17 protein-coding genes are annotated in these 23,682 nt (G+C 41.2%); 2 read left to right on the forward strand and 15 right to left on the reverse strand.

Annotated features, from left to right (window positions below; all coding sequences use genetic code 11):
• Nucleotides 1-110 precede the first annotated feature (110 nt).
• From glgA to GOM48_RS05390, 10 genes are all read right to left on the reverse strand, one after another.
• The gene (glgA, locus tag GOM48_RS05345; RefSeq protein WP_235096351.1) at nt 111-1,544 is read right to left on the reverse strand and encodes a glycogen synthase GlgA; all 1,434 of its coding nucleotides are present in this window, start codon (nt 1,542-1,544) and stop codon (nt 111-113) included.
• Complete coding sequence (gene glgD, locus GOM48_RS05350; protein ID WP_000687022.1) at nt 1,541-2,680, reverse strand: glucose-1-phosphate adenylyltransferase subunit GlgD; 1,140 nt, start codon at nt 2,678-2,680, stop codon at nt 1,541-1,543. Before glgD ends, glgA begins: the two co-directional genes overlap by 4 nt.
• Complete coding sequence (locus GOM48_RS05355) at nt 2,670-3,812, reverse strand: glucose-1-phosphate adenylyltransferase (RefSeq protein ID WP_000787259.1); 1,143 nt, start codon at nt 3,810-3,812, stop codon at nt 2,670-2,672. The genes glgD and GOM48_RS05355 overlap by 11 nt, the downstream gene beginning before the upstream one ends.
• Nucleotides 3,802-5,730 (reverse strand): 1,4-alpha-glucan branching protein GlgB, encoded by a 1,929-nt coding sequence (gene glgB, locus GOM48_RS05360; RefSeq protein ID WP_038806126.1) that lies wholly within the window; start codon nt 5,728-5,730, stop codon nt 3,802-3,804. Before glgB ends, GOM48_RS05355 begins: the two co-directional genes overlap by 11 nt.
• A gap of 275 nt (nt 5,731-6,005) precedes the next feature.
• Nucleotides 6,006-7,430, reverse strand: coding sequence for an NADP-dependent glyceraldehyde-3-phosphate dehydrogenase (locus GOM48_RS05365; RefSeq protein WP_000186350.1), 1,425 nt, complete (start codon nt 7,428-7,430; stop codon nt 6,006-6,008).
• 196 nt (nt 7,431-7,626) lie between these two features.
• Complete coding sequence (gene pulA / locus GOM48_RS05370; RefSeq protein ID WP_000283095.1) at nt 7,627-9,912, reverse strand: type I pullulanase; 2,286 nt, start codon at nt 9,910-9,912, stop codon at nt 7,627-7,629.
• Between the two features lie 154 nt (nt 9,913-10,066).
• Nucleotides 10,067-12,025, reverse strand: a complete 1,959-nt coding sequence (gene ligA, locus GOM48_RS05375; protein ID WP_235096352.1) for an NAD-dependent DNA ligase LigA — start codon at nt 12,023-12,025, stop codon at nt 10,067-10,069.
• 90 nt (nt 12,026-12,115) lie between these two features.
• Nucleotides 12,116-13,294 (reverse strand): MFS transporter, encoded by a 1,179-nt coding sequence (locus tag GOM48_RS05380; protein ID WP_235096353.1) that lies wholly within the window; start codon nt 13,292-13,294, stop codon nt 12,116-12,118.
• 79 nt (nt 13,295-13,373) lie between these two features.
• Nucleotides 13,374-14,237, reverse strand: coding sequence for a MutR family transcriptional regulator (locus tag GOM48_RS05385; protein WP_235096354.1), 864 nt, complete (start codon nt 14,235-14,237; stop codon nt 13,374-13,376).
• A 2-nt stretch (nt 14,238-14,239) separates the two neighbouring features.
• Nucleotides 14,240-16,141 (reverse strand): ABC-F family ATP-binding cassette domain-containing protein, encoded by a 1,902-nt coding sequence (locus tag GOM48_RS05390; RefSeq protein WP_235096355.1) that lies wholly within the window; start codon nt 16,139-16,141, stop codon nt 14,240-14,242.
• Between the two features lie 155 nt (nt 16,142-16,296).
• Between GOM48_RS05390 and GOM48_RS05395 the strand changes: the two genes are divergently transcribed.
• Both GOM48_RS05395 and GOM48_RS05400 read left to right on the forward strand, forming a co-directional pair.
• Nucleotides 16,297-18,015, forward strand: coding sequence for a phospho-sugar mutase (locus tag GOM48_RS05395; protein WP_235096356.1), 1,719 nt, complete (start codon nt 16,297-16,299; stop codon nt 18,013-18,015).
• 110 nt (nt 18,016-18,125) lie between these two features.
• Nucleotides 18,126-18,473, forward strand: coding sequence for a thioredoxin (locus tag GOM48_RS05400; protein ID WP_235096357.1), 348 nt, complete (start codon nt 18,126-18,128; stop codon nt 18,471-18,473).
• Nucleotides 18,474-18,509: 36 nt separating this feature from the next.
• Here the strand turns inward: GOM48_RS05400 and GOM48_RS05405 are convergent, their stop codons facing one another.
• The 5 genes from GOM48_RS05405 to pta all read right to left on the reverse strand — a co-directional run bounded on the left by GOM48_RS05405 (nt 18,510) and on the right by pta (nt 23,668).
• Nucleotides 18,510-19,319: an MBL fold metallo-hydrolase gene (locus GOM48_RS05405; protein WP_235096358.1), complete on the reverse strand. Its 810-nt coding sequence runs from the start codon at nt 19,317-19,319 to the stop codon at nt 18,510-18,512.
• Nucleotide 19,320: 1 nt separating this feature from the next.
• Nucleotides 19,321-20,670 (reverse strand): cell wall metabolism sensor histidine kinase VicK, encoded by a 1,350-nt coding sequence (gene vicK, locus GOM48_RS05410; protein WP_235096359.1) that lies wholly within the window; start codon nt 20,668-20,670, stop codon nt 19,321-19,323.
• Nucleotides 20,663-21,370: a response regulator YycF gene (gene yycF / locus GOM48_RS05415; protein WP_235096360.1), complete on the reverse strand. Its 708-nt coding sequence runs from the start codon at nt 21,368-21,370 to the stop codon at nt 20,663-20,665. Before yycF ends, vicK begins: the two co-directional genes overlap by 8 nt.
• 56 nt (nt 21,371-21,426) lie before the next feature.
• Nucleotides 21,427-22,605 (reverse strand): A/G-specific adenine glycosylase, encoded by a 1,179-nt coding sequence (gene mutY / locus GOM48_RS05420; protein WP_235096361.1) that lies wholly within the window; start codon nt 22,603-22,605, stop codon nt 21,427-21,429.
• 88 nt (nt 22,606-22,693) lie between these two features.
• Nucleotides 22,694-23,668, reverse strand: coding sequence for a phosphate acetyltransferase (gene pta, locus GOM48_RS05425; protein ID WP_000451592.1), 975 nt, complete (start codon nt 23,666-23,668; stop codon nt 22,694-22,696).
• Nucleotides 23,669-23,682 lie beyond the last annotated feature (14 nt).

Here is a 23,682-nt window from a genome sequence, read left to right on the forward strand (position 1 = left end):
AATGTTTCGCAACTCTACTATAACGGATTTATTCCTTTTTATGTTTACACAACTTATTTTACACTACCTATCTTAAAAATCGTATGAAAACTTCATACGATTTTAATGATTTAGTTTGCTAAACTATGGTACAAGTCCAGGTAAGATTTGCAGGCTGTATCCCATGAGAAATCACATTCCATAGCTTGTTTTTGTAGATTTCTCCAAACTTCCGGCTGGTACTTATAAACATCCAAGGCTGTTTGGAAACTCCAGTTAAGCCAGTATGGTGTTAAATTGTTAAAGCTAAATCCAGTTCCAGTTCCTTCGATTGGATTGAAGGATTGAACTGTATCACGCAAACCACCAACCTCATGAACCAATGGTAGAGTTCCGTAGCGCATAGCCATCATTTGAGACAAACCACATGGCTCAAAACGACTCGGCATGAGAAAGAGATCGCAAGCTGCGTAGATTTCTTGAGCAAGTTTGACGTCAAAAGTGATATTTGCTGATAGCTTGTCTGGATAGACTTGAGCAAACCATGAGAAGGAATGTTCAAAAGCAGGATCTCCTGTTCCTAAAAGGACTATTTGAACGTCCTCCTGTAAGAAACGATGCAAGCTTTCTACAACAACATCAAAGCCTTTTTGGCGGGTCAATCGAGAGACAATCCCAACAAGCGGAACATCTGCTCGTACTGGTAGACCAACTCTCTCTTGCAATTTTGCTTTGTTTTGTGCTTTTCCAGACAAATCTTCTTTATCAAAATGATAGTCTAAAAGTGGATCTGTCTCAGGATTATAAAGGTCTGCATCAATACCATTGACAATACCTGAAACCTTACCCGACTCCATGCGAAGAATCTGATCCAAACCGCAACCGAATTGGCTAGTCATAATCTCACGTGCATAGCTAGGAGATACGGTTGAGACACGATCCGCGTAGAGAATACCTGCTTTCATCCAGTTGAGACAATCATTCCAGCGAAGGGTGCCATCAGCATAGCGTTCAAAACCAACACCGAACAAATCCCACAACATTCCTTCAGAAAACTGACCTTGGAATTCCAAATTGTGAATGGTTAAAACGGTCTTGATTCCTTGGTAAGCCTGAATCCATCTGTATTTTTCCTTCAAGAGAAAAGGAATCATAGCGGTGTGATAATCATGGGCATGGAGAATATCTGGAATGAAATCAATTCGCTCCATGGCTTCAAGAGCAGCCAGTTGGAAGAAGGCAAAACGTTCACCATCATCGAAATCTCCGTAAACATGACCTCGGAAGAAATACGTTTGATTGTCTACGAAGTAGAAGGTAACACCATTCAAAACGGTCTTCTTAATACCACAGTACTGTCTACGCCAGCCTACACTCACTTCAAAGTGAAGAACATCCTCAATCTGGTCGCCGAACTTAGCCTCTACCATGTCATAGTAAGGTAAGACAACCGCAACTTCGTGCCCTGCCTTTACCAGTGATTTTGGAAGAGCGCCAATGACATCTCCCAAACCACCTGTTTTTGAAAAGGGCGCACCCTCTGCTGCTACGAATAAAATTTTCATGAATGAATATCCTCTGTAACTTTTTCGCCTTTTTTGACTACAACTGGGTGTTCTGCAGTACCGCGAATAACGACACCGTCAGCAACTTCAACCCCTTTGTCCAAGATGGCATATTCAACTTGGGCACCTTGACCAATCACAACACGTGGGAAGAGAAGACTGTCTTTAACTAGACTATCCTTATGAACGTGAATATTACGTGATAGGACCGACTGAACTACTTCACCCTCTATGATACTACCAGAGGCGAACTGCGAAGTACTTACCTTAGAGGTGTTTGAGTAGTAAGTTGGTTCTTCATTCTTAACCTTGGTATAAATTTTTTGGTTAGGTGAGAAGAGAGAGTAGAATTTTTGAGACTCTAGCATATCAATATTGGCTTGATAATAGGATTGAACAGAGTGAACATTGGCTAGGTAGCCAGTGTATTCATAAGCAAAAGCACCTTCTTTAGCTGCCAACTCACGTAAAACATAGCGTAATTTTTCTGGGTATTCTTTTTGAACTTCTTCTTCCAAACGCTTAATCAACCACGGAGTATCAACAACGAATATATCTGTAGACATGTTGAAAAGTTCATCTGTTGATTTGGCATCAAAAAGTTTATGAGAAAGAACACGGTCTGTTTCATCGACTTCCAAGATGGCATTAACATCTGAAATATCCTTTTTAGGTAATTTCTTATAAACAACTGTAATCGGACGACCGGCAGTAGTATGTAAATGGAATACTTGATTGAGGTCAATATTCACCACGATATCACAGTTAAGTGCAACTGTCTGATTTGACCCTGAACGTTTCAAATAAGTGAGAAGCTGTTGGTAATATTCTTTCCCAACTGTGCTACTTTCAACACGCGTATTATAAATACCTAGATAGTAGTGACTGAGAAGGGTAGATAAGCCCCACTCACGTCCTGAACGAATGTGGTCAAAGACTGAACTAATATTGTCTTGTTGGAAAATTCCAAAGACACTACGAACACCAGCATTTGCAAGGCTAGAGAGAGGGAAGTCGATCAAACGATATTTTGCTCCAAATGGCAAACTGGCTACTGGACGATGATCTGTCAAAGTTGACATATCGTGAAAACCAACGGTGTTTCCTAAAATGGCTGAATATTTATCAATCTTCATCTGTTGCTACCCCCACTACTTCATCATATCCTACTACTTGTACTTCGTCTGTTCCATCAATTTCGACACCTTCAGAAATAACAGCACCTTCACCAATGATGGCACGTTTAATTTTTGCACCTTTTCCGATAATGGCACCACTCATGATTACAGAGTCTACTACTTCAGCACCCTCACGTACTTGCGCTTCTGTTGAGAGAATAGAATGCTTAACAGTTCCATCCACGAGACAGCCATCCACAACTAAAGAATCTTCTACATGAGCGTGTTTTCCAATAAAGTTTGGTGGTGAAATCAAGTTCCGTGAGTAGATTTTCCACTGACGATCACGACTATCCAAAGCGTTATTTGGATCAATGTATTCCATATTTGCTTCCCATAGAGACTCGATAGTACCAACGTCTTTCCAGTAGCCTTTGAATTCATAAGCATAAACGCTTTCTCCAGACTCAAGGTAATTTGGAATAACGTTTTTACCGAAATCTGACATATCTACCTTGCTCTTTTCAGCGGCTACTAGCATGTTGCGTAGACGTTTCCAGTCAAAGATATAAATCCCCATAGAAGCTTTGGTAGACTTAGGTTCGGCTGGTTTTTCTTCAAATTCAACGATACGATTATTGGCATCTGTATTCATGATACCAAAGCGACTAGCTTCTTTGAGAGGCACATCTAGAACAGCTACTGTCAAGCTGGCGTTGTTGTCCTTATGAGACTGAAGCATGTCATCATAGTCCATCTTGTAAATATGGTCACCAGAAAGGATCAAAACATATTCTGGGTTAACACTGTCGATGTAGTCAATGTTTTGGTAGATAGCGTGGCTAGTCCCTTCAAACCAACGGTTTCCTTCACTTGCAGAGTAGGGTTGAAGGATAGAAACACCTGTATTAATGCCATCTAGTCCCCAGCTCGAACCATTTCCGATGTGGTTGTTCAAGGCAAGAGGCTGGTATTGTGTAATCACACCGACATTGTGAATCCCAGAGTTAGCACAGTTGGAAAGAGCAAAGTCAATGATACGGTAGCGCCCACCGAATTGCACTGCTGGTTTGGCAATGCTTTGAGTGAGTTTTCCGAGACGTGTTCCTTGCCCACCGGCAAGGATCAAAGCTAGCATTTCATTCTTCATTTTCTACTCCTTTTTGGGTTTTATTTGTGACAGTTTTAGTTGGTTTCAAGCGACGTTTAATCTTCCAGATACTTGCCCCCATAGCTGGCAAGGTGAAGGTCAAGGTCTGCTCATAATCCTTCCATAATCCTTCTTGAGTTTGAACCGTTTGGTTGTATTCTTTCCAGACACCACCCCATTGTTCCAATTCTGTATTCCAAACTTCTTCATAAACTCCCGCGACAGGAAGTCCGATTGTAAAGTCTTTTCGTTCAACAGGCGCCATATTAAAGACACAGACTAGCATTTCACCCTTTTTACTCTTACGAATAAAGGAAAGGACACTCTGATCTCTATTATCCGCATCAATAATTTCGATGCCGTCGTAGCTGGTGTCAATTTCCCAAAGGCAACGATGCTCTTTATAGAATTGATTGAGTTGAGAAGTGAAGTATTTCATTTTAGCATTCATTGGATCTTCCAAGTTAGACCATTCTAACTGTTCCTCAGACTTCCACTCTAAGAACTGACCATATTCGCTTCCCATGAACAAGAGTTTCTTACCTGGATGACAAATTTGATAAGTGTAGAGATTTCGCAAACCTGCAAATTGATTGTATCGATCTCCCCACATCTTGTGCATCATGCTTTTCTTACCATGAACGACTTCATCGTGTGAGAAAGGTAAGAGGTAGTTTTCATTGAAAACGTACATGAAGCTGAAGGTTACCAAATTAAAATCATACTTACGATAAATCGGGTCTTCCTCGTAGAAACGGAGAATGTCGTTCATCCACCCCATATTCCACTTGTAGTCAAATCCTAGACCGCCCATTTCTTTCATACCAGTAATCTTTGTTGCTGATGAACTTTCTTCTGCAATCATCATCACATCTGGATGAGCTAACTTGATAACAGTGTTCAAACGTTGAAGGAAATAGTAGCCTTCGTAGTTGAGATTGCCACCGTCTTTGTTTGGAGTCCAAGGAGCATTATCATAGTCTAGGTAGAGCATATTGCTGACTGCATCCACTCGAATACCATCTAAATGATAAAATTCAATCCAGAATTTAATGCTAGAAATCAAGAAGGACTGGACTTCATTCTTCCCAAGGTCAAAGTTAAGAGCTCCCCAACCGTAGTTATGGGCCTTGTTGTGGTCTTGGTATTCAAAAGTTGGTGTTCCATCGTAATAAGCAAGAGCGTCATCATTGATGGTAAAATGACCTGGAACCCAATCCACAATTACACCGATATTGTTTAAATGACATTCCTCAACAAAATCTTGGAATTCCTCTGGTCGCCCGTAAGAATGCTCCATAGCAAAGTAACCCATAAGCTGGTAGCCCCAACTCAATCCAAGCGGGTGAGCCATTAAAGGCATAAACTCGATGTGAGTGTAATTCATCTCAACAAGGTATGGAATGAGTTCTTCCTTGAGTTGTGCAAAGCTGTATGGACTACCATCTGGATTTCTCTTCCAAGATCCAGCGTGGGCTTCATAAATATTGACTGGTCTCTCAAAAAAGCCCCAGCGTTTTCTCCTAGCTAGCCAAAGACCATCTTTCCATTTTTTCTCTGGAATATCAGTCAGGATGGCTCCAGTCTCTGGGCGGGCTTCAAAACGAACCGCCAATGGATCAATTTTCATAATCTGGTGCCCATTTGCACGCGTGATATGATACTTATAAATCTGCCCTTCATGAGCCAGACTTGTGAAGACTTCCCAAACACCCGATTCATTCCGTACCATAGGAATTTGGTGCTCTGTCCAGTTTGTAAAATCACCAACTAAGTGCACAGCCTGAGCGTTAGGTGCCCAAACACGGAAAGTAAAACCAATTTCTCCGTCTTTTTCCTCTTTATGTGCTCCTAGATAGTGCTGGAGATGAAAATTTTCTCCAGTAGTGAAGGTTCTCAATGCTTCTTGATTATTCATCCAATCCCCTTTCTTTTTGTAAGCGTTTTCTATAATTCTATTATACTATCTTTTAAAAGAACTTTCAAGCAGTTTACGGAATTTCTTAAAAAATATCTTGAAAATTTTAGAAAATATATCTTAACATTATATAATTTTTCATTTAATTGTTGAAAAAATAAACGATTTGCATATATTTTCTTAGTATAATATCAAAACATTCGTTATTTTTCAATTTTTAACTGGATTTTTTAGTAAAAATAAAAATCAGGAATGTTATTTCCTGATTTTAGAAATTATTTCACATCAAAAACAATGGATTTGACATTTGTCATTGCTTCAATGCTGTATTTAATCCCTTGCACTCCTGCACCAGAACCCTTTACACCAAGGAATGGGAAATTATCTGGTCCACGTTGTGTTTTGTTATTAATATGAACAGTACCGACTTCAAGCTTTTCAGCGATTTCAAATGCCTTCTTAAAGTCATTTGTAAAGACAGAGGATTGAAGACCGAACTCAGATTCGTTGGCAATTGCTACCGCTTCATTTGCATCAGCGACACGGATAATTGGGAGAACAGGTCCAAACGGTTCTTCCCATGCTAATTTCATATCTCTTGTGACATAATCAAAAAGTCCTGGCCAAATGAGATTGCCCTCACGTTTGATTGGACTGAGCGCTTTGGCACCCTTTTCTTGAGCGTCCTGAATCAATCCCCAGATGAAATCAGCTGAAGCATTGTCAACAACAGGTGTGATATCTGCATTGTCAAATGGGTCACCGACTGTTAGCTTAGCAACTTCAGCTTGGAGCAATTCAGCCAATCTGTCTGCTACGCTTTCCACAACCAAGACACGCTTGATGGCAGTACAACGTTGTCCTGAATAGCTAAAGGCTCCACCGACGATTTGTTTAGCTGCGTGTTCCAAGTCTGCATCTTCGAGAACGATAGCTGCATCTTTCCCACCAAGTTCAAGCATGATAGGACGCATTCCAGCTAAACGACCGATTCGCTCACCGATCGGTGTTGAACCTGTAAAGTTAATGAAGTTCACTTCCTTGTGTTCAATGATGTAGTCACCGATTTCAGAACCACGTCCAGTTATCGTATTAAATACTCCTGCTGGGATACCTGCCTCATCAAAAGCCTTGGCTAATAACAGACCTGAGATAGATCCTTGTGTTGGCGGTTTAAACATGACGACATTCCCTGCAATCAAAGCTGGAGCAATCTTAGATCCAGAAAGGTTAACTGGATAGTTAAATGGCGCGATAGCTAAAACGACACCAACTGGCTCACGACGGACAACGGCTAGTTTGTTTTTACTTGCAGCTTCAAAACCGCCACCTTCCATTGCTTGTCCAGTGATACGGAGACCTTCTTCTGCAGCAAAACGAATCAAATCTGCTGTACGTACTACTTCTCCAATGGCTGCTTTTATCCCTTTAGCAACCTCTTTGGCAAGAATTGTACCAATTTTTTCTTTATCACGTTCCAAAATGTCTGCTGTCTTATGCAAATAGGCTGCACGCTCAACTGGTGCTAAATCACGCCATGCTGGGAGAGCTGCACGCGCAGCTTTCATAGCCTCATCTACTTCAGCTTGACTCATAGCTGGTACTGTTCCCAGCTTTTCCTGATTAATGGGTGAATAGATTGTAATTTCCTTTTCAGATGATTTCCAATTTCCATTTACTAAATTCTGATAATTTGTCAAATTCTCTTCCTCCTGAAAATGATTAAGACTTATTTTATCAAATTTTCAGAAAATTACAACCCTTTTTGTGAAAAAATTGAGATTATTTTCACAATCTTGATCCTTCAAATTATTTGAAACTTAATTCTACTCTTCATTAAAAACCTCATAAATGACAAAAAGGATTAGATAATCTAACCCTTTTTACTACATTAATTTATGAGAGCACTTTTAAAACTGCGACACTAATATCATCAATAACATTTTCTTGTTTTGAACGACTGTTGGTAAGGAACATTTCAAGCTTACCTGCATTTTCAAAGTAGAAGGAGGTTCCCTTAGCATTAAATACCACTAATAGATGTTCTGATCCACCGTGAATCTCGTAAACAATCCAGCCACTATTTTCAGCAGCCGTGTGGACAAAGACATGACGGTAAATTTCTTCATATGTTGGATAAGAGAAGGCACAGATTTGCGTTTTTAGGCGGATAATCTGACGAATAAACTCGATACTGTCTTGGCGTTCATTGATCAGATCCCAGTTGACTTGGTTAACACTGTCCGGAGCATTATAGCTATTCATAGCACGTTCTCGGTCTGCAGGAGTTAGTTCTCCATGTTCACCAGTTGGAATCAACTTAGTTCGTCCAAACTCTTGACCAAGTTCCATAAAGGACATACCTTGCATGAGAAGATTCATAGCTGTCGCTGTCTCAACCTTGCGCATAATCTGGTCGGAACTCTTATCAGGATGAAGGGTTGCTAGCAAGTCATGAAGATTGTAATTGTCATGAGCTTCAACATAGTTGAGAACCTGGTTTGGACTGAGATAAGATCCCAACTCTCGGCTACCAAGAATAGCCTTGGCGACGATTGGTTCTGTAGCAGCACCACTCACAAATCCTGATTTGATTGCTCCATAAACTTCTCCTCCTTTGATCGCATCACGCTGATTATCGTTGAAGAAACCTATATTTGGCATCTGGTGGGCGTTATCCTTCTTAGCCTTGTCATAAGGAGCAAGACCTGTTCCCATATCCCAGCCTTCTCCATAAGTGAGAATACGCGGATCAACCTCATCCAGTGCCCAACGAATTGCCTGCATAGTTTTGACATCATGAATGCCCATCAAGTCGAAACGGAAACCGTCAATATTGTATTCTTTCACCCAATAGAGAATGGAATCAATCATATACTTGCGGAACATCTCATGTTCACTTGCAGTTTCATTTCCTACCCCCGTACCGTTTTGAAAAGTTCCATCACGATTCATACGATAGAAATAATCGGGAACAGTTGTCTGGAATGGAGCGTCCACTGTTGAGAAGGTATGGTTATAAACCACATCCATAATGACACCGATTCCCGCATCATGATAAGCCTGAATCATGGTCTTGAGGTCTCGAATAACTTGTCCGGGATCATCTGGATTACTAGAGAAACTTGTTTCTGGAGCATTGTAGTTTTGAGGGTCATAGCCCCAGTTATAGGTTACATTTCCGTTCTCGTCATATTCCTTATGGCGATCAAAGATAGGTTGAAGTTGAACATAGTTACAACCAAGTTCTTTGATATAGTCAAAGGCGGTTGCTTGACCGTATTGGTTAACCGTTCCAGTCTGAGCAGCACCCAAGAAGGTTCCACGGAGTTCTTCAGGAACACCAGATGTAGACGATTTGGTAAAATCACGAATATGCATTTCACAGATAACTGCTTTACATGGATTTTCCAAACGCCAAGGAGCTTTCGTACCATGTTTGACTTCGAATCCTTCTACTTGTCTGTCTTGATGAGAAAGAATTACGGAACGTTTGCCGTCAGGACTTGTGGCAATCGTGTACGGATCTCTCGTCAAAGTCTGGTGGTGAGGAAATTCAATCTGATACTGATAAGCTTTACCTGCAAGATTTTCATCCAGGTCTACACTCCAAACACCAATGGTATTGTACTTATGACTGTATGAATAGCTATTCCCACGCTCTAGATTAAATGTTTTCCAAATCGGTGCATCGTTACTAGTGTTTTCATAGACAACCACCTGAACAGCTGTAGCTGTTGGAGCCCAAAGTTTAAAGCTTGTCTGATAATCTGAAAGGCTGTAACCTAGTTCTCCTTGGTATCCCCAGTGATGATCAAAGCTTGCGCTATGGATGGCTTTATCAAAGGCAAATGGATTCTGATCCTTATAATATGGACTAGCAATAGCTGGATTTTCTGAATAATACACAGTCTCATCTCCCTCTAAAATCCATGCTTCTGTCAGCAAGGGATAGTAGTTAAAACGTACAAGATATTCTTTTAATACACCATCTATCTCGGCTTTGAAGGTGAAACTATCTACCTTCTCCTGACTGGTCACGGTAAAAGAAAACTGAAGACCAAAATAAGTGGTCTCTGAAGTTAAAGAGCATTTGTTTTCATCTCGGTCTGTGCTAAATGAGCAAGCTGTATAATCTCCATTTTTTCTATGAAAATGGAGAAGAACGGGATAATTGTACATGTTTTTTCCTAATTTCTAATTTCTATTTTAATTTTATTTGGTGCTGAAGAATTTAACGGGAAATTCAGCACAATAGAGAATAGTTTTAATAGATATAAAAACACATCAGGAGAGATAGTTCCATACTATCTAACATCTAGTTCTCAACTATTCTTTACAAACTTTCTAGCCAGGCCTCATCGCGAATCTCGATACCAAGTTCTTGCGCTTTTTGGAGCTTGCTTCCTGCATCTGCTCCTGCTACGACAAGATTCGTTTTCTTAGAAACACTGCCTGTGACTTTGGCACCAAGACTTTCGAGTTTACTTTTGGCTTCAGAGCGAGTGAGGCGTTCCAATTTCCCCGTTAGCACAACGGTCAAACCTGACAAGGCCGCATCTGCTACTACTGTCTGTCCTTTGTAGTCCAGATTAACTCCAGCTTCTTTCAACTCGTCTAAGAGAATCTTCGACCCTTCTGTAGCAAAATAAGTCTGAAGGCTTTGTGCAATTACACTACCCAAGCTTTCAATACTTGCCACTTCCTCTGGATCAGCTTGGGCTAGATTTTCAATAGAGTGGAAATGTTGGAGCAAGAGTTGGCTAGCCTTGCTTCCGACATGGCGAATTCCCAGACCAAACAAGAGCTTTTCAGCAGAGTTTTCCTTGGATGCTTGAATGGCCTGGAACAGTTTAGAGGCTGACTTTTCCTTGACACCCTCTAAAAGGAGGAAATCTTCTACTTTCAGACGATAAATATCCGCCACATCCTTAACCAGATTAGCAGCAAAAAGTTTTTCAACGATAGATGGACCAAGTCCTGTAATATTCATGGCATCTCGAGAGGCAAAGTGAATCAAACCTTCCATGATTTGGGCAGGGCAGCGAGGATTGATACAACGCAGGGCTACTTCATCTTCAAAATGAAGCAATTGATTGTCACAACTTGGACAATTAGTCGGAATATCTAGTTTTTCTTCAGAAACACGCTTGGACTCTACCACACGCAAAACAGCAGGAATAATGTCTCCAGCCTTATAAACGATAACTGTATCGTCTTTGCGAATATCCTTTTCAGCGATATAATCTACGTTATGAAGGGTCGCACGGCTAACGGTTGTCCCAGCAAGCTGGACAGGTGTTAGATTGGCAGTCGGAGTCACAACACCCGTACGACCTACTGTCCAGTCAACTGAAAGGAGCTGGGCTTCTTTTTCTTCAGCGGGAAATTTGTAGGCGACTGCCCACTTGGGCGCTTTAACGGTAAAGCCAAGCTCTTCTTGACCTGCTAGGTCATTAACCTTGATTACCACTCCATCAATATCGTAGGGCAGTTTCTCCCGTTCTTGTCCTACTTCTTGAATGAACTCCCATATCTCATCTATGCTTTCAGCCAGAATTCGTTTAGGATTAACTACAAATCCAAGCTGTTCAAGATGCTTCAAAACCTTTTCTTGGCTGTCGCGAGTTGAAGGGCTGGCTTCTTGATAGAGGAAAGTCGCAAGATTACGCTTGGCCACTACTGCTGTATCCAACTGACGGAGGGTTCCTGCAGCTGCATTACGAGGATTGGCAAATTCAGGCTCTCCATTTTCTTGGCGGGCTTGGTTGACCAGATCAAAGGAAGCGCGTGGCATGTAACACTCCCCACGAACTGTAATATCAAGTTCTTCTGGTAAGGTCAAAGGAATATCCTTGACGCGCTTGAGATTTTCTGTGATATTCTCACCAATAGAACCATCACCACGTGTCGCCCCAGCGACCAAAATCCCCTTTTCATAAGTAAGAGAAATAGACAAACCATCGATTTTCAACTCACAGATATAGGTAGGATGGGGTAACTCCTTGCGAACACGCGCATCAAAAGCTTCTAACTCCTCACGTGAAAAAGCGTCCTGCAAACTATAAAGAGGATACTGATGACTGTATTTTTCAAAACCATCTAAAACCTTACCACCAACACGATGGGTTGGACTGTCTGCTAAAACTTGATCTGGATAGGCAGCTTCCAACTCGACCAACTCTCTGTAGAGGCGATCATACTCGCTATCTGAAACCGAGGGATTGTCACTCGTATAGTACTCGGTCGCATAGCGGTTAAGTAAGGCAACTAACTCATTCATTCTTTCATTCATAATCCCATTTTACCACAAAGCAAGCCCTCCTCACAATAGAGAAGGACTGAAAAATGATTCATGGTGTAATCTTTTCTTAAAAAAGAGAAATTATGACTCTTTGTTAAAATGATTTCGCACATAAACGAGAGATAGACAAGATAGGATGATAACCCCGCTTCCAATTATCAAGAAAGAAAAGAGATGAACACTTGGCAGCACTGTCATAAATCCTTTTGCAATCGGCATAAATAGAATGGCTAAGGTAAAAATTGTGCTTAATACTCTTCCCAAGTATTCCCCCTCAACCTTGGTTTGCACCTGAGTAAAAAAGTGAATATTAAATATCGTCATAAACAGTTCACAAACTAAATTTCCAGAAAAGGAAAGAAAAGTTGGCAGTGGTAATCCCATCATAAAAACTCCAACTCCAGTAAAAGCCAATAGAATCAAAAGATTATAAACACTTGCCTTTATTTTACTAGCTAGAAGAGCTCCGATAATCGAACCAATAGCGCCCATAGTCAAAATACTTGCATAAGCTCCTTCTACCCCGTATAGTCGATTTGAAAAAGGGAGGAGAAATTCAAAGGCTGCAAAAAAGAAATTAACACTGGAAGCTACTAACAAAAGGAAAAAAATCTCCTTCTGATGCCAAATATAGTGTAGTCCAGCCTTCATATCAATAAAGACGTCTTTCCAACTAAAACTCTTTTTCTCATGTACTTGGATTTCTTTTTGGGGAAGAAGAGCCACTAAACAAAATGCGATGAAAAAACTAATGGCATCTAAAACGAGCGTCATATGGAGACTGGCAAATTGTAAAACGATGAAAGAAAGTACAGGGGAGCTAACACCTACAACCTGCAAAACGAGCTCTAAGCGAGCATTATAGGTCACAATCTCATCTTTCTCTACAACCTCAGTTATGATGGCTTTATTAGCAGTACGAGAAAATGCAAAGGCAACCGCCTGCACAATATTGGCAAAAATCAAGGCAGTGACCATCAAGCTATCATTTCTGATGAAAGAAATAGCTAAGCAAAGAACGCCACAAATCAAGTCTGTCGTCATCAAAATTTTGCGACGCGAAAAGCGGTCTGAAATCACTCCGCCAAAGGGATTGACCAGAATGGATGTGACGAGTTCAGAAATCTGATAAATCCCAAGAACAGTCTGTCCTATCGTTCCCATTGATGCCAACCAAACACTATTTCCATAATCATAGAGCATATTTCCTATCTTATTAATAGCCCCACGACTAATCAACTGGATTGCATGTCGATTCATATAAAAACTCCTCCCAAATTTTGAAACTATTGTATCAAAACTGGAAGGAGCTACTCTATTTTTCCCTTATTTGGGAAAATTAATCTTTTACAAATTTCTCGTAATGTTCCTGATAGTAAGCCACTTGCTCAGGAAGTCCAAGAACATCAAAAATATGCATGGCTTCTTGCATCTGACTACACCCCTCTTCTTTCAAGTCTCTCTGGTAGAGGGCAAAACCTTTGAGATAATGGAAGATATTGCGCTCATAAAGCTTGATACCATTTCCAATCAACTTCTCTACATAGCCCTCAAAATAGTCCGCATCCGCAAAGGAACGGTTTTCCAAACAATGCTGGTAACAGTTAAGAGCTAAAATCAAAACAAGTTTACGATGCCGACCAATTTCCTTGTAGTAGTCTTCCCTCTCCATCACTTCTCTGCCAATCCGAGCCACATAGTCCACATTGTAGAAAGTATAGAGATTCCCGAAAAGAATCAACTCATACATAGTCCATTCTTCTGTTTGAAAAAGATAATCTGCTACCTTTTCCAAATCACTCTGCCTCATCGTGTAACGAGCATCTCTTTGACAAATCAGACCTTGTAGCAGAATCCAATTCAGCTCAAAATAGAGGGGATTGGTCGAACTCTTTGCTTTCTCAAGCTGTTCCTTTTGAAGCTTTTGAAAACCTGCAATATCATTTGAGTAGTAAAGCGGAATAATCTGTGCCATTAAGGCAACATGTTCATGATTTTGAAAATCCCTAGCCTTGTCCATGAAATTTTCAATAGTCACATGAATATTGTCCAAAATCTCAAAGAACCGAGAAACTGCTAGATCAGACTCCCCAAGCTCGAAGCGAGATAACTGAGAGGTTGAACATGATTCACCTGCCGCCTCTTTCAAGGAGTACTTCCCACTTGTTCGAAATTCACGAAATACCTTTCCTAGATGTTTCATCTTTACACCTGCTCTGATAATTCTTCCCACTCAAGCATAGCTTCTTCCTGACGATGGCTAATTTTGTCCAGTTCAGCCTGCAATTCCATGAGTTTTTCGGCGTCGTTGGTTTCCAACATTTGTTCAGAAATGGCTTGACTTTGAGCTTCTAACTCTTCGATTTCAGCTTCCAAACTCTCGATTTGACGCATGAGCTTGCGGGCTTCTTTTTGACTTTCTTTTTGTACCTGGTAGTCATTAGCTGGACTTGCTTCTTTTGCTTGATTACTCATTGAAGCTTCCTCTGTCTGGCTTGCTTCTACTTCTGCTTTCTTCTCAACATAGTAGTCATAATCTCCTAGATAGAGGGTCGAACCATTCTCAGACAATTCCAAAACATGAGTGGCGACACGGTTGATAAAATAACGGTCATGGCTGACGAAAAGAAGGGTTCCATCGAAGTCAATCAGGGCATTTTCCAAAACTTCCTTGCTATCAATGTCCAAGTGGTTGGTCGGCTCGTCAAGAATCAGGAAGTTATTGTTTTCCATTGAAAGTTTTGCAAGAAGCAAACGAGCTTTCTCGCCACCTGACAGCATGCCGACTGACTTTTTAACATCATCTCCTGAGAAAAGGAAGGCACCAAGGCGGTTGCGGATTTCAACTTCTGGTGTCAGTTTAAAATCATTCCAAAGTTCATCCAGAACAGTATTACTTGGTATTAGCTTGCTTTGGGTTTGGTCATAGTAGCCAACCTCAACATTGGCACCAAAACGCTTTTCTCCCTTGATAAAAGGGATCTGGTCTACTATTGACTTGATAAAGGTTGACTTGCCAATACCATTTGGTCCGACAATCGCAACAGCGTTCATCTTACGAAGGTCAAGGTTAATAGGCTCTGACAATATCTCCCCATCATAACCAATGGCTGCATTTTCAACAGTCAGGACAACATTCCCAGACGTTCTTTCAGATTGAAAGGTCATGTTGGCTGATTTCTTACCAGCTTCAGGTTTGTCCAAACGCTCCATTTTTTCCAATTGTTTCCGGCGAGATTGGGCACGTTTGGTTGTCGAAGCTCGTACTAGATTACGATTGACAAAGTCTTCCAGAGCAGCGATTTCCTTCTGCTGCTTTTCATAGTTCTTAGCTTCCGTTGCTAGCTTTTGCTCTTTTTGTTCAACGAAACGAGAGTAATTGCCTACATAACGATCCAAGGAATGCTTAGTCAAATCGAGTGTAACCGTCGCAACCTTGTCCAAAAAATAACGGTCGTGGCTAACAATAATCAGGGCACCACTATAATTTACTAGGTAATTTTCCAACCAGGCAATGGTTTCGATATCCAAATGGTTGGTTGGCTCGTCCAGGACCAAGAGATTGGGCTTTTCAAGGAGCATTTTAGCCAGTGCCAGACGAGTATTTTGACCACCAGAAAGCTCGGCAATTTTCATCTGCCACATAGATTCGTCAAACTTGAATCCATTTAAGATAGCACGGATATCAGCTTCGTAGGTAAAGCCGCCTGCTTGACGAAAATTCTCAGATAAGCGGTCGTAATCCGCCATCAGTTTATCCAAATCCTCACCAGACTTTTCACCCATCTCCAACTCCATCTGACGAAGTTGCTTCTCCGTCCGACGTAAGTCATCAAAGACATGAAGCATCTCATCGTAGATGGTATTTTCAGACTCAAAACGGCTATCTTGGGCTAGGTAAGACAGAGAAATATCTTTTTTCTTATTGATTTCTCCACTAGTTGGCTCCTCTTCCCCAACCAAAATCTTTAAAAGAGTAGACTTACCTGCACCATTTTTCCCAACGAGGGCAATTCGGTCTCGTTCATCTACTTGCAAATTGATATTATCAAAAAGAACCTCTCCTGCAAATGAACGTTCAATTTTATTAGCTTGTAAAATAATCATATAGGTAGTATAGCATGTTTCCCTAAGGGGTTCAAGACTATAGAATCCATTTCATTTCAAGCTTTTTCAGAAAGTTATGCTAACGTTTTACTAAAATGATAAATCGTGATATAATGAAAGCGATTAAAAGAATTTACAAAAAAAGGAGATCCTCTATGACTTACCAAGAAAATTATCAAAAATGGATAGATTTTGCTGAACTTCCAGACTACCTTCGTCAAGATTTGGAAGATATGGACGAAAAAACAAAGGAAGATGCCTTTTATACCAATCTTGAATTTGGTACTGCTGGTATGCGTGGCTTGATCGGCGCTGGTACAAATCGCATCAACATCTACGTTGTTCGTCAAGCAACTGAAGGTTTGGCTCGTTTGATTGAGTCAAAAGGTGAAAATGAAAAAGAACGTGGTGTGGCAATTGCCTACGATAGCCGTCACTTCTCACCTGAGTTTGCCTTTGAATCTGCTGCAGTTCTTGCTAAACACGGTATCAAATCTTACGTATTTGAAAGCCTTCGTCCAACTCCAGAACTTTCATTTGCAGTTCGTCACCTCAACTGTTTTGCAGGTATCATGATTACTGCCAGCCATAACCCTGCTCCATTTAATGGTTACAAGGTTTATGGTGAAGACGGTGGACAAATGCCTCCACACGACGCGGACGCTTTGACAACTTACATCCGTGCAATCGAAAATCCATTTGCTGTGGAAGTTGCCGATGTAGAAGCGGAAAAAGCTTCTGGCTTGATTGAAGTTATCGGCGAAGCTGTCGATGTTGAATACCTCAAAGAAGTAAAAGATGTCAACATCAACCCAGCCTTGATTGAAGAGTTTGGTAAAGACATGAAGATTGTCTACACACCACTTCATGGTACTGGTGAAATGTTGGCTCGCCGTGCTCTTGCACAAGCAGGATTTGACTCAGTTCAAGTCGTTGAAGCCCAAGCAACTCCAGACCCAGACTTCTCAACTGTTAAATCTCCAAACCCAGAAAACCAAGCAGCCTTTGCACTTGCTGAAGAACTCGGCCGTCAAGTTGGTGCTGATGTTCTTGTGGCGACTGACCCAGACGCTGACCGTGTTGGTGTTGAAGTTCTTCAAAAAGATGGTAGCTACCTCAACCTTTCAGGTAACCAAATCGGTGCTATCATGGCTAAATACATCTTGGAAGCTCATAAGAGTGCTGGAACACTTCCTGAAAATGCTGCTCTCTGCAAATCCATCGTATCAACAGACTTGGTAACGAAGATTGCTGAAAGCTACGGCGCAACTATGTTCAATGTCTTGACAGGTTTCAAATTTATCGCTGAAAAAATCCAAGAATTCGAAGAAAAACACAATCACACCTACATGATGGGATTTGAAGAAAGCTTCGGTTACTTGATTAAGCCATTCGTACGTGATAAAGATGCTATCCAAGCCGTTCTTGTCGTTGCTGAACTTGCTGCTTACTATCGTTCACGTGGTTTGACACTTGCTGACGGTATCGAAGAAATCTACAAAGAATATGGCTACTACGCTGAAAAGACCATCTCTGTTACCCTTTCTGGTGTCGATGGTGCAGAACAAATCAAAGCAATCATGGCTAAATTCCGTAACAATGCTCCAAAAGAATGGAACGCAACAGCTATCACTGTTGTAGAAGACTTTAAAGCACAAACTTCTACTACTACAGATGGTACTGTGACAACTTTGACTACTCCTCCAAGTGATGTATTGAAATACACACTTGCTGACGGTTCATGGATTGCTGTTCGCCCTTCTGGTACTGAACCAAAAATCAAGTTCTACATTGCCGTTGTGGGCGAAAGCAACGAAGACTCACAAGCTAAGATTGCTAACATCGAAGCGGAAATCAATGCGTTTGTGAAATAACACTCTATAAAGATGAGATAAACTAGTCTCATCTTTTTTTCGTATCAAATCTAAGCAATTTTAGGAACTTTGTGGCATACTAGACATATCAATGAAAGCGAGGTAAACTCATGGAACAATTTTTAGAAAATATTAAAGATCTTGAAGTCACAACAGTAGCGCGTGCGCAAGAAGCTCTTGATAAAAAAGAAACTGCAACCTTCTTTATCGGTCGCAAAACTTGCCCTTACTGCCGTAAATTTGCAGGTACATTGGCTGGTGTCGTAGCTGAAACCAAAGCGCACATCTACTTTATCAACAGTGAAGAAGCAAGCCAACTCAATGAGTTGCAAGAATTCCGCTCACGCTACGGAATCCCAACAGTACCAGGCTTTGTTCACATTGCGGATGGACAAATCAATGTCCGTTGCGACTCTTCCATGTCCGCACAAGAAATCAAAGAATTTGCAGGATTGTAAAAAATATAAAAAAAGAAGGCACTCGCCTTCCTTTTTTTATATCTCTGTCAGTGGTGTTGCTGTATCTGGGGAGGTGTCGTAAACTTTAAAGTCTACTCCTACTCCCAGATCCGCTTGGGCTAGCTGATTGACCATAGTCATATGAGCCAGCTCCTTGATATTGTTCTCTTTGGACAAATGCCCGAGGTAGATTTTCTTGGTTCGATTTCCCATTGCACGAATCATGGCCTCAGCACCATCCTCGTTAGAGAGGTGACCGAGATCCGATAGGATTCGCTGTTTGAGACGCCAAGCGTAAGATCCTGCTCGCAAGATTTCCACATCATGGTTGGACTCAATGAGATAACCGTCAGCATTCTCGACAATTCCTGCCATACGGTCACTAACATAACCTGTATCGGTCAGCATGACAAAGCTCTTGTCGTCTTTCATAAAGCGGTAAAACTGGGGTGCTGCCGCATCGTGGCTGACCCCAAAACTCTCAATGTCGATATCGCCAAAGGTTTTGGTTTTACCCATTTCAAAAATGTGCTTCTGGGATGAATCAACCTTACCGAGGTACTTGCTATTTTCCATAGCCTGCCAAGTTTTTTCATTAGCGTAAAGATCCATACCATACTTACGAGCCAACACACCGACTCCATGAATATGGTCTGAATGCTCATGCGTAATCAAAATCGCATCCAAATCTTCTGGTTTGCGATTGATTTCAGCTAGCAGGCTGGTAATTTTCTTACCAGACAAGCCTGCATCCACTAATATCTTCTTTTTTGGCGTTTCCAGATAAAAGGAATTTCCACTGGAACCTGATGCTAAAATACTGTATTTAAAGCCTTTTTCACTCATTCTAGTCTTCTATTTCGTCCTCCCATATTTCTTCTTTTACGGCATCCTTATCATAAGGGAGCACGATGGTAAAGGTTGATCCCTTACCGTATTCACTTTTGGCCCAAATAAAGCCATTGTGTTGTTTAATGATTTCTTTTGCAATAGCCAGACCTAGACCAGTTCCACCTTGGGCACGGCTTCTTGCACGATCCACACGGTAGAAGCGGTCAAAAATCTTCGGCAAATCTTGCTTTGGAATGCCTAGACCTTGGTCTTTGATAGATAAAATCATCTGGTCTTCAGTGGTTTTCATGCTGACAGTAATTTTCCCACCATCTGGTGAGTACTTGATAGCATTGTTGAGAATATTATCAATCACCTGGGTCATCTTATCAGTATCAATCTCGATCCAAACTGAATTGATTGGGTAATCTCTAACCAGCTCATATTTTTTCTCTTCATCCTGGCTCCTCATCTTATCGAAACGATTGAGGATAAAGGTGATGAAGGCTGTAAAATTAATCAATTCCACATCCAACTGAGTGGTCGCATTATCAATACGAGAGAGATGCAAGAGATCTGTCACCATCCGCATCATACGGTTGGTTTCATCGAGTGAAACCTTGATAAAATCAGGGGCAACAGGATCATACAAGGCTCCCTCGTCTAAGGCTTCAAGATAAGATTTAACACTGGTCAAAGGAGTACGCAACTCATGGCTAACATTGGACACGAAGAGTCTCCGTTCACGCTCTTCCTTCTCCTGCTCGGTCGTATCGTGCAAAACGGCAACCAAACCAGAGATGAATCCAGACTCACGACGAATGAGTGCAAAACGCACACGAAGGCTAAGATATTCACCATTAGCATTTTGGGAATCAATCATCAATTCAGGAATCTGTGTAATGAGGTCACGCAGCTCATATTCATCCTCTATCTTAAGCAATTCCAGGATGCTTTTGTTCAATGCTTCTTCTTTTACGATACCCAGCTGTTTCTTAGCCATATCGTTAATCATAGTAATCTGACCACGGCGATTGGTTGCAAGAACTCCATCTGTCATATAAGAAAGAATACTGTTAAGCCTTTTTGTTTCTTGCTCCAGATTTTCCTGCGTTAGACGAATGACCTCAGACAAGTCATTAAGATTATTGGTGATGTTGGTGATTTCAGAGCTTCCTTGCATATCCAAAACTCGAGAATAATCCCCTGCAATCAAATCCTTGACCTTTTGATTAATCTGCTTTAGCCGAATATTATCCCGACGATTTTCCAGTAACAACAAGGTTACCACCAAGATAAAGCCAAGTAAAATCAGGATAAAGATAAAATCACTGGTCAGAATCGTTTGTCTAATATCTTCAATCATTATTTCTCATATAGTAACCCACACCACGACGGGTTAGGATGTATTCTGGACGGCTTGGAGTGTCTTCGATTTTTTCACGCAAACGTCGGATGGTCACGTCCACTGTACGAACATCACCAAAATAATCATAGCCCCAAACAGTCTCAAGCAAGTGTTCACGAGTAATGACTTGACCAATGTGAGAGGCCAAGTGGTACAATAGCTCAAACTCACGATGAGTCAACTCTAATTCCTCACCATATTTTTTGGCTACGTAAGCGTCTGGCAGAATTTCCAAATCGCCAATCTGTAGGGGTTGGGATTTCTTTTCATCAGACTCTTGACTATCAGCTGAAGCGAGGTCTGTACGGCGGAGTAAAGCCTTTACACGCGCTTGCAACTCACGATTTGAGAAGGGTTTGGTCACATAATCATCTGCCCCAAGTTCTAAACCGATAACCTTGTCAAACTCACTATCCTTGGCTGATAACATAATGATTGGAACACTGCTAGTCTTACGAATGGTCTTAGCAACTTCTAAACCATCGATTTCAGGTAGCATCAAGTCTAGAATAATAATATCTGGTTGCTCCGCCTCAAATAGCTCGATAGCTTCTCTACCGTTAAAGGCTGTTACAACCTCATAGCCTTCCTTGGCCATATTGAACTTAATAATATCTGAGATTGGTTTCTCATCATCTACAACTAATATTTTTTTCATATGTTCACCTTTTCTCTATCTATTATAACAAAAAAATGTAAAGAAGGCACAAATGGCTAATTCCAGCCCTCATCTTCAAGAAGTGTTTTATAGGCTTGCCAAATCTTTTGTTGAGGTTTAGCAAATGGATAATCAGAAAACTCCTGAGGAGAAACCCAGCGAATTTCTCTGTCATCAAACTGTTTCGAATCTGTCACCTGACCCGCTAGGATTTGAATATGCCATTTTCGATGGCTAAAGACATGCTTGACTTGATCAAATACTTGATGGGACCAATCAACTTCTAAATCATAATCTTGCTCAAAACTTTCTTGAGGTGTTGGACCGAAAGTAACGCTTTTTTCAGCGACCTGAGCAAACAGATTCAGCTGTTCCTCTTCCTGTGAAAACTCCTCTACTTCTATCAAGGGGAAATGCCAAAAACCAGCTAGCAGTTTCTCACTTTCGTTTTTCTCAAGTAGATATTGACCTTGAGCATTGCGCACAACCAAAGCCTTGAGATAGATTGGAAGAGGCTTTTTCTTGGGTTCTTTAATCGGATAAGAATCCATGGTCCCATTCTGATAGGCTGCGCTAAATTCCTTAACAGGGCTTTCTTCTGGTCGAGGATTAACTGGTGCCTCTATATCAGACCCTAAGTCCATCAAGGCTTGATTAAAGTCTCCTGGTCGTTCTGGATCAATCAAGATTTCCATCATAGCTTGGAAGATCTTTCGATTGCTAGGAACTCCGATATCATGATTGACCTCAAACAAGCGAGACAAAACTCGCATTACATTGCCATCAACTGCTGGCTCGGGTAGATTAAAAGCGATACTGGAAATTGCTCCCGCAGTGTAGGGACCAATACCTTTTAAACTAGAAATTCCTTCATAGGTGTTTGGAAATTCCCCTCCAAAGTCAGCCATAATCTGCTGGGCCGCTTTCTGCATGTTGCGAACTCGGGAATAATAGCCCAACCCCTCCCAAGCCTTCAGCAAACGCTCTTCAGGCGCATTCGCCAGACTTTCAACAGTTGGAAACCAGTCCAAGAATCGTTCATAGTAGGGAATAACTGTATCCACCCTAGTCTGCTGGAGCATGATTTCAGAAACCCAGATATGATAAGGATTTTTACTTCTACGCCATGGTAAATCCCGTTTGTTTTCATCGTACCAGTTGAGGAGTTTCTCGCGGAAAGAGTAAATCTTCTCCTCCGGCCACATGTCAACACCGTATTCTTTCAAATCTAACATATATCTAGTATAACATAGAAGCTTCTAACTGTCCTTTTCTTTGTGCTAAAAAAGCCTCTTCTACTAGAGAGGAAGAGACCACATTTCTTTATTGATTGATCGCCTGAGCTGCTGTGATGAGCGTCAATTTGTAAACATCATCTGGGTTACATCCACGTGATAGATCGTTGACCGGTTTATTCAATCCTTGTAGAACGGGACCGATAGCTGCGAAACCACCTAGACGTTCAGCTATTTTGTAGCCGATATTTCCTGCTTCGATACCTGGGAAGATGAAGACATTTGCTTGACCTGCTACATTGCTACCTGGAGCTTTTAGTGCTGCTGTTTCTGGGACGAAAGCTGCGTCAAATTGCAATTCCCCATCAATCTCAAGGTCTGGACGTAGATCGTGTGCTAATTTAGTTGCTTCAACCACCTTATCAACACTATCACCAAAACCAGAACCTTTTGTAGAATAGCTTAGCATAGCGATTTTGGGTTGAATTCCAAACATTTTGGCAGTAATTGCTGAGTTAATAGCAATTTCAGCCAGAGCTTCTGCATCAGGATTAATATTAAGGGCACAGTCACCAAACAAGTAACGTTCTGTACCACGCACCATAAGAAAAGCACCTGAAGTACGAGTAACATTTGGACGCGTTTTGATAATTTGAAGAGCTGGACGAACTGTTGAAGCTGTTGAGTGAATAGCTCCTGATACCATTCCATCTACCAAGCCCATATAGACAAGCATAACACCAAAGTAGTTGACATCTTCTAGTAAGACCTGACGTGCTTCTTCTTCCGACATTTTTCCTTTACGACGTTCTACGAGTGCAACCACCATGTCTTCAAATTGAGGATAATGATGTGGATCAATCACTTCATAACCATCCATGATCCCTTCAATTTCAAGATAAATTTTAATTTTTGCAGGATTTCCGAGCAAAACAGGAACAACTTCTGTTTCTTTTACCAAGCGTTTCGTTGCTTGAAGGATACGTGGTTCTTCCCCTTCAGGTAGAACAATACGAGCATTTTTGCCAACTAAACTGGCTTTTAGACTTTCAAAAACTTCCATGAGTTTTCTCCTTT

Source organism: Streptococcus oralis, from assembly GCF_021497885.1.
In the GTDB taxonomy this organism is placed as follows: domain Bacteria; phylum Bacillota; class Bacilli; order Lactobacillales; family Streptococcaceae; genus Streptococcus; species Streptococcus oralis_BQ.